Consider the following 13350-nt stretch of genomic DNA (forward strand, 5'->3'; position numbering starts at 1 on the left):
TTGCGCCCGTTCTGCCGCCGGCTTCCGAGCCGATATAACCGCCCAAAGCCCCTCCCAGGCCACCGCCGATTACCGCATCTTTAGTCCTGTTATCAGCCAGCGTGGAGGCGGACGCCGCCGATAATGCAGCTATCAGTACAAATTTCAAAACCCTCATAAGGCATCTCCTATATCTTTTTTTAACGTACGGGAAAATAGCAGCAATGCGACATTAAATATGTGCGCTGCTAAGCAAAGACATGAGTTTAACCTTGCTTCCTTATCCGATCATTAAGTTACAAATAGACGAGGCGCCAGATTCCCCGCTCTTCCGCACAAATAGGCTCGCCCTGTGGTCAAGTGAAACTTTTCGCGCCGAGGGCGGCGCCCTACGAGCGCAACGATTAATTTTTAAGTAACTATTCGGCATAGTTTTTTTCAGAGGGAGTCGATAATTGATTTATCGGGCTGTCTGCAACAGGATGTTAATCAGAGCTTACGCCGCACAGGGACGTGCAAGTGCCGCGTGAGATAGGAAATCGGCAGCGGCCGCCGCACAGAAACGTGCAAGTGCCGCGTGAGATAGGAAATCGGCAGCGGCCGCCGCACAGAGACGTGCAAGTGCCGCATAAGATAGGAAATCGGCAGCGGCCGCCGCACAAGAAAGTGCAAGTGCAGCGTGCAGCAGGATGCTGTTAGCTGCCAGTGATGTATTCACCCTGCACCTAAATACCATGGCTCTTGGACTGCATTTTACATTCCAAGATAAATTAGGTGCTGGGTGAACGCGTCCCGAGAAATCAATGACCTGCTCCCTAAAGACTGCTAGACCCTGAATGATTACATTTTTGTTCGTAACAGGGTTGAGCTAAACAGTCCTCGCCGCCTTGTATTGGCTAAAGCCTGATCTGACAATAATGAAAATCGGTCACAGCCCAATCTTACAATTTGCTGAACAGCCGGTCGCCCGCGCACTTTGAGCCTGCGGCGAATCATCAATGCAACCGGTTGTCACTGTGGCCATTCAATTCCGGCGAAGAGCAACAATGGGGAATCAGGAATTAGAAACGATGACTGCCGGTATTGCGTTGCGCTCCTAACGTATGATATAAGTTGATCCCATTCGTCATGTGCGGTTCCGACACCCCGGAATGGCGCGACGTTGAACGAACCGGCACGGAGCTAGGTGAATGAGCTTCGGAACCGGCTCAAGATTCCCTGCTCGACTCAGAGCCAATATCGGGTAATGCCCTTCACCATTGAAGTAAGGAAGCGTTTCATGAAAGCACAGCATTTCTGTCAAGGTTTGTTCGTCTTGTTTTTCGGCCTCTATTTAGCGGCCTGCACACCCAGTGCGACGCGAGTCAATTCCCCGAACACCGTTTCTATTGTGCAACCCGTCGTAGTTCCCGGATTTGACGAGCCGCTGATTTATCTCAATGCAGCGACGGCAGATTTGATTCCCCTGGTAAAACCGGAAACCCGGCCTGGGGCGACTGACTTGGAACGCTTGTCCCAATACCAGCGACTCAACCGCAATACGCCCTGGGCAGCTTCCATCCAATTGAATTTAGGATTGGCCTATTACCGCAACGGTTACTTTAGCCAAACCTTCGCCGCCTTCGAAAAGGCGTGGACACTCAGCAAAGACCATAAGGAATCCGAAGCGAAAGCCTTAGCCGACCGCGCTTTCAGCGAACTCATCCGCATGCATGCCCGCTTGGGCCATGCGGACCGGGTGGAAAGCTTATTAGCCTCCGTCAAAGGCCGCGCGTTTACCGGCCCGGCCACCGCCGCGGTCGCCGGGGCTGAAGAAGGCCTGTGGATGATGCGCAACCATCCGGGCGTCACCTATTTATGCGGTCCCAAGGCGCTGTACTCCGTGCTCAAATGGCAACAACCCGATGCCGAAGGGCTGCAAGTGCTCGATGCTTACCGCTCTGGCGTTAACGGTGTTAATTTGCTTGAACTGGGCCAATTGGCGGAACAAGCCCACATGCCTTACCGGACGGTCTACCGTAATGCCGGGCAAAGTATTCCGGTGCCGTCCGTGATCCATTGGAACGTTAACCATTACGCCGCCATCGTCGAGAAGCAAGGCGATCTGTACCATATCCAAGACCCGACTTTCGGCCAAGATCTCTGGTTTAGCGCCGATGCGATCAACGCCCAAGCCAGCGGCTATTTTTTAGTGCCGGATAGCGGCATCGAGTTAGGCGCTGATTGGCAACCGGTCACCATAGCCCAAGCCGAGAGCGTCTACGGCCAGGGCTATACGGCCAGCAGCGACCCTAACCGCACCACTACTTGCGACGTCAAAAAATCCAAACAACCGTGCAACAGCATTGATCAACCGGATGGGAAGGTCGGCATGGCCTATTACGACGTCCATACCATGTTGGTCAGCCTGAATATCACCGACACGCCGATCCGCTATACGCCGGCGCTGGGCGCTCCCATTCGCTTCACCTTCACCTACAATCAACGCGAAGCCAACCAGCCGGCCAACTTTACGTTCGGCAACCTGGGACCCAAATGGACTCACAATTGGTTAACTTACATCCAAGACGTGCCGACCAATCCGTCCGCTGTCGTCAATCGTATCGCGGCCGGCGGCGGCGCCGTCGATTACGCTAACTACAACGCGGCGACCGGCGAATTCCAGAAAGGCGTTTCGGACAATGCCCGGCTCTACCGGATTTCCGCCGATCCGATCGTTTACGAACGGCGTCTGTCCAATGGCGCCAAAGAAATCTACAGTTTCAGCGACGGCGCCGTCAGCGGTGTGCGCCGGGTGTTCTTAACGCAAAAAATCGATCCGCAAGGCCATGCCGTCCAGTTAACCTACGACGCACAATTGCGCCTGACCGGCATTACCGATGCCTTGGGACAAACGACTGTTTTGTCTTATGAGCATTTCGCTAATACCAAGTTAATCACCCGAGTCACCGACCCGTTCGGCCGGGAAGCGATCATCGATTACGATAATAACGGCCGTTTAGCCAGCATTACCGACCCAGTTGGAATCGTGTCGGCCTTCGGCTATGATAGCGGCGACTTCATCAACGTCATGACCACGCCCTATGGCGATACCCGATTCGCTTACAGCGGCAACGGTACATCCAGAACCTTGATCGTCACCGATCCCTACGGCGAACAAGAACGCATCGAATACGGTCAATCGTTAGGCATTCCGCGATACGTTTCCGACCAACCCCGCGGTGACATTAAAACGCTCAATAATTATCACCATTACCGCAACACCGCCTACTGGGACAAGCAAACCTATAAAGACTACGGACGGAACCTGTCCAAAGCGGAAGTTTCCCATTGGCTGCACACGCCGGACAGCAAAACCAGCGGCCTGTTGGAAACCTTTAAAAAACCCCTGGAGCACCGGGTGTGGTTCAACTACCCGGGGCAAACTTCCGCTATAACGGAACACAATATCTACCAGGAAAACCCTTCGCGTCTCGGCCGCGTGTTGGACGACGGCAGCTCGCAAATCTTCATCCGCGAATTCAACGCCTTTGGCAAACCCACGCTGGAAAAAAGCCCGTTAGGCCATGTCACCCGCTATCTCTACGCCGACAACCAAATCGATCCGGTGAAAATCGTCAAATGGCGTAACGGCAGCGAAGAAACCGTGGCTGAATTCGAATGGAACGACCACCACAACCTGGTCCGTGCCACCGACGGTTTAGGCCATAGCACCACCTTTACCTACAATGCCGCCGGGCAAATACTGACCCGCCGCAATGCCTTGGGCCATGTCACCCGCTACGAATATGACGCGCTGGGCTATCGGGTCAAGGTGAGCTATCCGAGCGGCAAAACCGAACAATACGCTTACGACGACAGCGGCCGCGTCGTCGCCTACACCGATACCGGCGGCCACACCCGCACGCAAGCCTACGACGACTTGAATCGGCTGCTCAGCGTGAGTTATGACGACGGCACCGCGGTGGAATACACCTGGGACAAGCTGGACTTGGTCAAAATACGCGACCGCCTCGGCCGCGAAACCCATTACACGTATGACGCCCTGCGCCGCAAAATCAGCGAAAAAGATCATCTGGGCCGGGAAACCACTTATGCCTACGACGCCAGCGACCGGCTACTCTCCGTAACCGATCCGTTAGACCAGACGACCCACTACGAATACGACATCCAAGGCCGCAAAACCGCCATGATCGATGCCGAAGGCCATAAAACCCGTTACGTTTACGAACAAAGCACGAGCCGTTTAGCCCGTGTGATCGACGCCGACCAGGGCGCGAGCGACTTCGACTATGACCGTTCCAACCGCCTGGTGGCTGTGACCGACCCGAACGGCCATGCCACCCAATATCTATTGGACGAAGTCGGCAATACCTTGCAAACCGACAGTCCGGACAGCGGCTTGACCGCCTATACCTATAACGTGCTCGGCCAAGCGGTGCAAAAAACCGACGCCCGCGGCAGCGTCAGCCAATACCATTACGACGCCTTGAACCGCCTGACCGAGGTTAACTATGCCGATAGCGGCTACGACCTGCGCTGGTATTACGACGGCGACAACTACGGCGACTCCGTAAGCACCGAACTGCGTCAAACCGCGCTCGGTAAACGCACCGGAATGAGCGATCCGACCGGCCAAACCCAATGGTTGTACAATCGTTACGGCGACATCGAACGCCAGGATACCGGCTTGAGCGCTTTGGGCGGCAAAACCTTCAGCCAACAATTCGCCTACGACTACCGCTACGAACCGGGCCAAGGACTGTTGACTCAACACGTTTACCCGAACGGCCAAGTCTTCGACTTCCAATACGACAACCATGGCCGGGTCGAAAGCATAGGCAGCACGGCGGGCGGCGGCAAAACGCCGGTCGTTTCCGGCGTCAGCTACCATCCGGTCGCGGCCGACGGCATCGCCGCCTTCCAATATGGCAACGGTATCCATTACCAACGCCAGGTGGATGGACTCGGAAGGCTTACCGAGCTGAACCTGAGTGGCCAACAAACGGTATTCCACCGGCAATGGCAGTACACGCCGGCATCCGACGTGGCGGCTATCGGCGATCTGCTCGATCCCTTGCAAAACCGCACTTACCAATACGACGCCTTGCATCGCCTAAGCCAAGCGGCCGGACCGTTTCCGAACGCGTATCAATACGACGCCAACGGCAACCGTACCGTCCGCAATAGCGAAAACTACGGCATCGATGCCCACAGTAACCGGCTACAATCTATCTCCGATAGCGGGCTGAATACCGCCTTGAGCTACGATGCCGCCGGCAACCTGATCGAAAAAACCGCTGGTAGCGCCGGATACGCCTATCAATACGATCCGCACAACCGCTTGGCGAGCATCGCCGGCGGCCAAGGCCAAATTGCCAGCTATCAATACAACGGTCTCGGCCAACGCGTGGTCAAACAAAGCGCCGAGGGCGCCGAATACAGCCTGTACGATCTGCAAGGCCGGCGCATCGCCCAACTGAGCGGCAGCGGCGAACTGCTGCACAATACCCTGTATTGGCAAGGACAGCCGCTGGCGCAGTACCGGACCGATCGCGAAGGCGTCTACCGTTTTCTCTCCAAGCAACCCCACCGGGATGCCGAACTGAGTGTCGACATTAACACCCGGCGCATCCGTCTGCTCCGCATCGACGGCAGTTTGCTGGACACCGTCATCGACGCCGCCTTATGGCAGATCGATATCACCGGGGAAGGCGCCGTCTACCATTTCGCCATCGGTCAAGGCGCAAACCAAGAACTTAAAGGCTGGATACGCCTGCCCGACGACGGCAAAGGCTTCGCCCATATCATGGACAAAACTCAGGGCCATCCCCAGGAATACCGGCTGGACGAAAGCGAGCGCAGCTTAAACGCCTATTATTACCACCTCGACCACATCGGAACGCCGCAAGTCATCACCGACCAAGCGCAAAACATCGTCTGGCAAGCGAGTTACGCCCCGTTCGGACAAACCGCGATCACCACCGAAACCATCGACAACGACTTGCGGTTTCCGGGGCAGTATTACGATCGGGAGTCGGGCTTGTATTACAACTGGAACCGGTATTATGATCCGGCAACGGGTAGGTACATTACCTCCGATCCAATTGGGTTAGATGGGGGAATTAATACTTACGCCTATGCTGGGGGGAATCCGGTTAATTGGACGGATCCTGATGGGTTAGATATTGCGCTACCTCTTCCAAGTGCTGGCGGCATAGCTGAAGCTGCAGGTACAGCGGCTAGCGCGGTTGGAGCTGGAGCGGTTGCGGTCGCCGCTGGTGTTGCTGCGGTAATTTACCCAAGTTCTGCTGGAGAGGGTTCTGATATTGTTCCTCGTAATGCAGCTACTCCGGTTCCTTATCCAGACAGAAAACGTGGTAAATATAGCTGTATTTGCAGAGCAAACAGGGATGGTAGGTGTCCTGATAATTCGTCAAATAATAATCAGGAATCTGCACTGGGATATGGTGAAGGAAATTCGCTTATGGAAGCTAAAAAAGCTGCCGAAAAAGCAGCTAAAGACAATTTGGGTGCGAAATCAACCCATCACATTCAATGTCGTTGCAGAGATCCGAAAGGACAACAGGTAATTCCTCATGGTTAGCAATGAGATAAAAAAACAATTAGAGTTAGCAAAAAATGAAATAAATCAAGGTGATTTAAAAAAAGCGCTTGAACTATTAAAGCCATTAATTAGACAAGATTTACCAGAATCTTTATTTCTTTATGCCTCTTTTAGCATAAAAAACTCAGAAACGGAAAATGAGTTTCATGAAAGAAGGATTAGACTATTAAAAAGGGCCTCGAACTTAGGGTTTATGCCTGCAACATATGCATTAGCAGAGAGTTATGAATTTGGTGATTTGTTAGCAGAGGATAAAAACAAGGCAGCAGAGCTTTATAGGTTATCTGCTGAACAGGGTTACCCTAAAGCAATGCTAGATCACGGTCTTAATTTATTTTATGGCTCCTATGGTATATCTCAAAACAAACCATTGGGTCTTATATTTATTAAAAAAGCAGCAGATGAGGGTGTAGAAGCTGCGTTAGATGTTTTAAAAGACCTTAAAGACCCTATCCAAAAGGACTAAGGCCGTAAGATGGATTCGCCGCTAGGCAATCCGCCAAAACTTCGAAACCACCCTTGTATATTAAAGACATCTTCAAACACAAGATAATTTAAACCCAAAAGTTTATAGTGATTGTCGATTTCTGGGGAAGCCGTCCCACCCTGAAGCCTTTAGCTTGTTCGTAGATAGGCTCCCCTCCCTCGTCATCCATGCCGCGGAGTATCTGAGACCTGTAAGCTAAGCTTCTGAGTCTGCATTCACAAGGACGGTAGATGAAGTGTCAGGGTTGGGAAACCAGCGATCATCATAACAAACAAATCTTAGGAAGATAGATAATGAACTATGTTGGCATTGATGTGAGCCAAAAAGAATTAGTGGTCGTCGTGATTATCAAAGGGAAAGCACGTCCGGCCAAAAAATTTGAAAATACTGCAGCCGGGCATCTTGAGATCATTCAGCGATTAACCAAATTGAAAGGCGAAACGCGGATTTGCTTGGAAGCAACGGGCGTTTATCATTTTGATTTAGCGGTCGCATTGAGTCGGGCCGATGACCTCGAAGTGATGGTTATCAATCCTAAAGCCGCGCATAACTTCGCTCAGGCCTTGATGAAACGGAGTAAGACCGACACTATCGATGCGGCCACCTTAGCGGCCTATTGCGAAAGAATGCCGTTTGAAGCGTGGCAGCGTCCAGCTGACGAAGTCATCGCATTAAGAGCTATGAGCCAGCCGGTGTTTCGAGTAGGACAGGCACTCCCAGCGCGGTAGGGTGATGTTGGTTTTCTCCGTTTGCCGCCTGGTTTCCCGACGGTGCCACAATATCTCACCCATGACGCAGGTTGATACCCGCCCCCTCTCAGAACCGGACAAGCGGCTTTCCCACATCCGGCTCCTCGATCAGTCATTCAGCAAGCCTCCGCCCTTCGAAATGGATTCAGGTCTATGCGGATGCGTACGCGCGGCCAACCAATGCTATTTAAAGCCTGGTTGAACCGGTCCCAGTTGTAAGCCTTGCGCTGGCTCTTGCGGTTGAGCCGTTTATACAGAATGTGTGTTGCGCGATAGACAAAGTCACTGCACCGGGTTGCGTTATCCGTGATGGCATAATAGTTCAGGTGGCCAGCTACCCGCGCCTTGGCGCGGCGTAGCATTTCGCCCTTGGTCAGCTTGTGTCGCGCCTTGCTCGCCCATTCGTCGAAGGCCTTCAAGCCCGCGCCGAATTTCTTGCGCGCGGTGCGTCGCTTGACCTTGAAGTCTCCCCGCTTGGTCTTCCCACAGTAGTGGGTAAAACCGAGAAATGTAAACTCTTCCGGCTTCTTCCCTTTCCTTTGCGCATTGGTTCTGGCGAATCGCCCGAATTCTATGCAGCGGGTCTTCTCTTCGGCGAGACTCAATCCGAACTGTTCCAGTCGTCCCGATAAGGCCTTCATGAAGGCGTCCGCTTCTTGTTTGTATTGGAACCCGGCCACGAAGTCGTCGGCAAAACGAAAATAGTACGCTTCGCCTGCGCTTCGTAGCACCACCCGCCGACTGAACCAGAGGTCCAGTACATAGTGCAGGTAGATGTTCGATAACAGCGGCGAGAGGATGGAGCCCTGGGGCGTACCCTCTTCACTGGCTTGCACCAGACCATCTTCCAGTATCCCGCCTTTAAGCATACGCTCGATCAGGCGGAGGATCCGCGGGTCTCCGATCCGGTGGCGGAGAAATTCCAGCATCCAATCATGATTGACCTTGTTGAAGAAGCTTCGAATGTCGGCTTCGACCACATGGTTGACACGCTTCTGCTGAATGGTTTCGCCCAGCTTCGCCAGACATTGATGTTGGCTGTGCCGCGGGCGATAAGCAGTATTAGGGTCAGACTCGATTGATTCCAGCGTGAGTTATGACGACGGCACCGCGGTGGAATACACCTGGGACAAGCTGGACTTGGTCAAAATACGCGACCGCCTCGGCCGCGAAACCCATTACACCTATGACGCGCTGCGCCGCAAAATCAGAGCAGTATTAGGGTCAGACTCGATTGATTCACGATTGATTCAAGAGTTCTGATTTCCTCATGCCTGTGGTCATCGCCATCAACACCAGCAAATAAAGCCGGATCCATTCAGACTGACGACAAGCCGCTAACAGGCGGTCACGCTCGACTGACGACAGATAGCGCACACGGCCCTTAGGCTGGGGCAGGCTCGACGTTCTCCTGACGGGATTAGCTGTCACATAGCCTTGCTTAAAGGCATAGGTAAAAATCGACGACAGCGTCCCACGGTAGCGGTTTACGGTGGTATTGGACAGGGTTTTGTCAATGGATTTAGTTTTGCCGGCGTTCTTTCCGCGTCCTTGCCCTACCCGGCAATTTTTAGTTTTCATGGCATTCAGTTCGGCGCGGATTTTATCGGCGTCGATTTCATTCAGCCGGTAATCGCCAAACCGTTTGACCCAGAACCGGCTTCGCTGTAATTGGTGTTCGATATCCTTGCCAGCCCACTGGAGCATGTATTCATCGACCAATTTGGCAAAGGTCAGCCTTGCGCCCTTGTTGCCAAAAGCGGCAATGGCATCACGGTCTTGCTCGATCCGGTCCGCCCAGGCTTTGGCGTCGGTTTTGCGTTTAAAGGTTTTGGATTTGATTTGTTTGCCGAGCCGATCACGGATAACGGACCTGTAAACATGACCGGATTTATTTTGTATTTTTCGAATGGTATACGCCATACAAACCTCGAATATAGGTGTATTCGGAATGGTGTAGCAACTAGCGTAGTTATACAGCTTCTCCGTGTTTGGAGTAGTGTAGTATTTAGTGTAGTGCTACGGTTTGTGTGCGTGTTTTAACCGATGGCTATTTGAAAAAAATCCTTATTTTTCAAGGGGGTAAAGTGGTGGCGACACCGGGGATCGAACCTGGGACCTCGGGGTTATGAATCCCGCGCTCTAACCGGACTGAGCTATGTCGCCACTGTATTGACTCTTCGAAACAGACCGTCCCGAAGAGCTAATAATTATAAGAACCTGTTTGACGAATGTCAAACATTAAATCGAAAATGTATCACATCACCGTCCTGGACCACATACTCCTTGCCTTCGAGACGCCATTTTCCGGCGTCCTTGGCCCCCTGCTCGCCATTACAAGCAATGAAGTCCTCATAGGAAATCACTTCGGCGCGGATGAAACCTTTTTCGAAATCGGTGTGAATGACGCCGGCCGCTTGAGGCGCTAATGCGCCTTTCAAAACGGTCCAAGCCCGCACTTCCTTGACGCCAGCGGTAAAATAAGTGGAAAGGTTCAATAATTCGTAAGCGGCCCTGACGACTCTGTTTAATCCCGGCTCTTCCAGACCCAGTTCATCGAGAAACTCCTTCTTTTCATCATCCTCCAATTGCACTATTTCCGCTTCGATAGCCGCGCATACCGACACGACCTTCGCCCCTTCCTTGGCGGCATAATCGGCGACTTGATCCAACATCGGATTGTCTACAAAACCATCTTCTTGAACATTGGCGATATATAAAGTAGGCTTTATCGTAATGAGACACAGCTCTTTGATCAGCTTGAGCTCGTCCTCGGTCAAATTCAACGAACGAACCGGTTCGCCGTTATCCAGATGTTTTGCTACTTTTTCCAACACCTGTTTTTTTGCCAATTCCTCCTTATTGCCGGACTTTGAGGCCTTGGCGGCGCGTTGCAAGGCTTTTTCCACCGAAGCCATATCCGCCAGCGCCAATTCGGTATTGATGACTTCGATATCGCCAGTGGGATCGACCTTACCGGCGACATGAACGACGTTGTCATCTTCAAAACAACGTACGACATGGACGATCGCGTCCGTTTCCCTGATATTGCCCAAGAACTGATTACCCAGTCCTTCGCCTTTGGAGGCGCCGGCGACCAGGCCTGCGATATCGACAAACTCTATCGTGGTCGGCAACACTCTCTCAGGTTTTACGATGTCCGCCAGCTTGTCCATTCTTGGATCTGGGACCGGCACCACCCCAATATTCGGATCTATCGTGCAAAAAGGATAATTTTCCGCCGCGATGGTCGCCTGAGTTAACGCATTAAACAAAGTCGACTTACCGACATTAGGCAAACCGACAATACCACAATGAAGTGCCATAGAGTTCTCTTAACTGAATATTTGAAGGAGCAGGCCCTATCGGACCAAAACAGGAGGCAGATTATACAATCGAATGACTGAATCTAAAAACCGGAAGCCAGATTCTATTCCTCAATCAGCTCTTTGCTGAATTTGACGACCTGATTTCGTCCTCTTTTCTTGGCGGCATAAAGCGCCATATCGGCATAATGAATGATTTGATCGATATTCGCCCGCGGCATGCTCTGGCAACAATCATTATCATGACAATAAAGCCCTATGCTCATCGTCACTCGGATCGAATCATCCTTTTTTTGCCAGAACAGCTGATTGACCTCCTTTCTGATTCGTTCGGCAAACATAATGCCATTGGCACAGCTGGTATTGGTAAAAATAATGACAAATTCCTCTCCGCCAAAGCGCACCAACACATCGGCATGACGAACCTGTGTTTTTAACAGGTTCGCGATATCGATCAACACCTGATCGCCAAAAATGTGCCCATAGTTGTCATTGATCGATTTAAAATGATCGATATCCATAATCAACAAACACATCGCTTGCCCATAGCGCTCATAGCCGGCCATCGTCATCTTAATCTGGTTATAAAAATAACGCCTATTATAAAGACCCGTCAGCTGGTCGAGCACCGAAATGTTTTCGTAATGTTCTTTCAGGCGCTTGATATCCTTATAGGCTCTTTCCAACTTTGTCGTTCGGCTGGCAATCTGACGCTCCATTTGATGAAACAAACGATAATTGGAGATCAATTGCCCCAACATATTCTTGTAGATTTCCAATAAGCGTATATGCCATTCAGTAAAATAATACGGTTCTGGATGGGAAATATTGAGCACCCCGATCAATTCAAGGTTAGCGGCAAAAACCGGTACACTGATAATCGAGCCCGGCATGGCGCCATCCATCTCTGCCCCATTGTTAATAAAGCGCTCATCCTCGCGGCAATTGTGGCAATGCTGCAGCGTTTTCTTTTCCGCGGCAAGCCCGATGATGCCTTCGCCGACCTTGAATTGTCGTGATTGGAAGCTCTCGTTTAGGTCCTCCAAAACTTCGAAGTAACTGAGCCCGGTCACATTAACCAAGACTTGTTCATCCTCATTCAGTAAGAAAAAGGAACAGCGCTCCATATCCTGATTTTGAATCAGCGTCGACAACGCCTTATCCAACAGCAACTTTTCATCATTGACGCTTAACTGATAATTGAGCTCAGACAATTCTTTTATCGTCGACAACGAGTTCATCAAATCGACGACAATGTCCTCCATGCCGTGCTCAACACCAATCTCGTAATTTATATTTTCTGGCATTTTGTTATCCACTGATTATCGCCGCCAATTCACGAATATTATTTTTATGCTCCTTGACTTCATCTATTGCGGCTATCAAATCCTCGGCCGACAAGGATAGCCTGTCGAGCGCGACTTGGTAATCCGACAATGTAAATGGCGCATCGCTGTTAATAGTGATCGTAAGAGCCTGGCTAAGCTTAATGAGTTCAATCAGTTGCGCAACCTTGCCGCGATAGCCTGGATTATCGAACTCCTTCAACACCGCCTGGTAAACCGGCGGCAAGCGCCATTTATTCAATAATAAATAGCCCAGTCGATAATGAGTGACACCAAATGAGTGGCGAATATTCTCATGCACGTAATGAATGGATTTGTCACTACGGCCAAAAATATCATTCATGCTTTCCGGAAACAGAAAAACCGCCACTAACATGCCGATATTCAACAGCAAGCCGGAAGTATAAACGGTGGCTGATGAATCGAACTCATTTTGATTTTTACTCGATAATTTTTGCGCAAAGACGGCCGTCATCAGGGCTTGACTCCAGTGATCGTCGGCATTGAAACCCGGACATTTTCTAATATCAAGATGCACGTTCAATGCGATGCTCAAGGATAGACTCTTTACCAAATTCAATCCCAACACTTGAATAATCGCTTTGCGGAGATCACTGATTTTTCCGCTGCATCCGAAATAAGCCGAATTTGCCAAACCTAATAAGCGGGCAACCAAAGAAGGCGACAAAGAGAGCACATCGACCAGCTCATTCACCGAGATATCCGGATCATTAACCGCATCGATAATCCTGAGGCTTGCTTCAGGCAACGGAGGGAGATTTTTAATCCTGTTGAGTCTAAGTTGATAATCTTGCTTGGAGTTCACTATGATTTC

9 protein-coding genes and 1 tRNA gene are annotated in these 13350 nt (G+C 51.2%); 4 read left to right on the top strand and 6 right to left on the bottom strand.

Annotated features, from left to right (window positions below; translation table 11 throughout):
* Positions 1-1258: 1258 nt before the first annotated feature.
* From Q9L42_RS14240 to Q9L42_RS14250, 3 genes are all read left to right on the top strand, one after another.
* On the top strand, positions 1259-6586 hold the full coding sequence (locus Q9L42_RS14240) for an RHS repeat-associated core domain-containing protein (protein ID WP_349431293.1): 5328 nt from the start codon (positions 1259-1261) through the stop codon (positions 6584-6586).
* A complete protein-coding gene (locus tag Q9L42_RS14245; protein ID WP_305907735.1) occupies positions 6579-7073 on the top strand; it encodes a tetratricopeptide repeat protein in 495 nt (164 codons plus the stop codon). The genes Q9L42_RS14240 and Q9L42_RS14245 overlap by 8 nt, the downstream gene beginning before the upstream one ends.
* A 314-nt stretch (positions 7074-7387) precedes the next feature.
* Positions 7388-7822: an IS110 family transposase gene (locus Q9L42_RS14250; RefSeq protein ID WP_305907734.1), complete on the top strand. Its 435-nt coding sequence runs from the start codon at positions 7388-7390 to the stop codon at positions 7820-7822.
* Positions 7823-7959: 137 nt separating this feature from the next.
* Here Q9L42_RS14250 and Q9L42_RS14255 read toward each other — a convergent pair whose 3' ends face one another.
* A complete protein-coding gene (locus tag Q9L42_RS14255) occupies positions 7960-8931 on the bottom strand; it encodes a reverse transcriptase domain-containing protein (protein WP_349432760.1) in 972 nt (323 codons plus the stop codon).
* Position 8932: 1 nt separating this feature from the next.
* Here Q9L42_RS14255 and Q9L42_RS14260 point away from each other — a divergent pair, with 1 nt between their 5' ends.
* The gene (locus Q9L42_RS14260; RefSeq protein WP_305907733.1) at positions 8933-9106 is read left to right on the top strand and encodes a hypothetical protein; all 174 of its coding nucleotides are present in this window, start codon (positions 8933-8935) and stop codon (positions 9104-9106) included.
* Here the strand turns inward: Q9L42_RS14260 and Q9L42_RS14265 are convergent.
* The 5 genes from Q9L42_RS14265 to Q9L42_RS14285 form a co-directional block, all read right to left on the bottom strand.
* Positions 9083-9766: a tyrosine-type recombinase/integrase gene (locus Q9L42_RS14265; protein WP_305907732.1), complete on the bottom strand. Its 684-nt coding sequence runs from the start codon at positions 9764-9766 to the stop codon at positions 9083-9085. The genes Q9L42_RS14260 and Q9L42_RS14265 overlap by 24 nt on opposite strands.
* A gap of 165 nt (positions 9767-9931) precedes the next feature.
* Positions 9932-10009, bottom strand: a tRNA-Met gene (locus Q9L42_RS14270).
* A 68-nt stretch (positions 10010-10077) separates the two neighbouring features.
* Positions 10078-11169: a redox-regulated ATPase YchF gene (gene ychF, locus Q9L42_RS14275; RefSeq protein WP_305907731.1), complete on the bottom strand. Its 1092-nt coding sequence runs from the start codon at positions 11167-11169 to the stop codon at positions 10078-10080.
* A gap of 104 nt (positions 11170-11273) precedes the next feature.
* On the bottom strand, positions 11274-12476 hold the full coding sequence (locus Q9L42_RS14280) for a sensor domain-containing diguanylate cyclase (protein ID WP_305907730.1): 1203 nt from the start codon (positions 12474-12476) through the stop codon (positions 11274-11276).
* Positions 12477-12480: 4 nt separating this feature from the next.
* Positions 12481-13341 (bottom strand): HDOD domain-containing protein, encoded by an 861-nt coding sequence (locus tag Q9L42_RS14285; RefSeq protein ID WP_305907729.1) that lies wholly within the window; start codon positions 13339-13341, stop codon positions 12481-12483.
* Positions 13342-13350: the final 9 nt, after the last annotated feature.

The sequence above is a fragment of the Methylomarinum sp. Ch1-1 genome (assembly GCF_030717995.2).
GTDB classification, from domain to species: Bacteria; Pseudomonadota; Gammaproteobacteria; order Methylococcales; family Methylomonadaceae; genus Methylomarinum; species Methylomarinum roseum.

What these genes read in the sequence shown, in the direction of transcription:
- Q9L42_RS14245 (WP_305907735.1), top strand. Translation starts at nt 6,579, where the DNA reads ATGGTTAGCAATGAGATAAAAAAACAATTAGAGTTAGCAAAAAATGAA.
- Q9L42_RS14250 (WP_305907734.1), top strand. Translation starts at nt 7,388, where the DNA reads ATGAACTATGTTGGCATTGATGTGAGCCAAAAAGAATTAGTGGTCGTC.
- ychF (WP_305907731.1), bottom strand. Translation starts at nt 11,169, where the DNA reads ATGGCACTTCATTGTGGTATTGTCGGTTTGCCTAATGTCGGTAAGTCG.
- Q9L42_RS14265 (WP_305907732.1), bottom strand. Translation starts at nt 9,766, where the DNA reads ATGGCGTATACCATTCGAAAAATACAAAATAAATCCGGTCATGTTTAC.
- Q9L42_RS14280 (WP_305907730.1), bottom strand. Translation starts at nt 12,476, where the DNA reads ATGCCAGAAAATATAAATTACGAGATTGGTGTTGAGCACGGCATGGAG.
- Q9L42_RS14240 (WP_349431293.1), top strand. Translation starts at nt 1,259, where the DNA reads ATGAAAGCACAGCATTTCTGTCAAGGTTTGTTCGTCTTGTTTTTCGGC.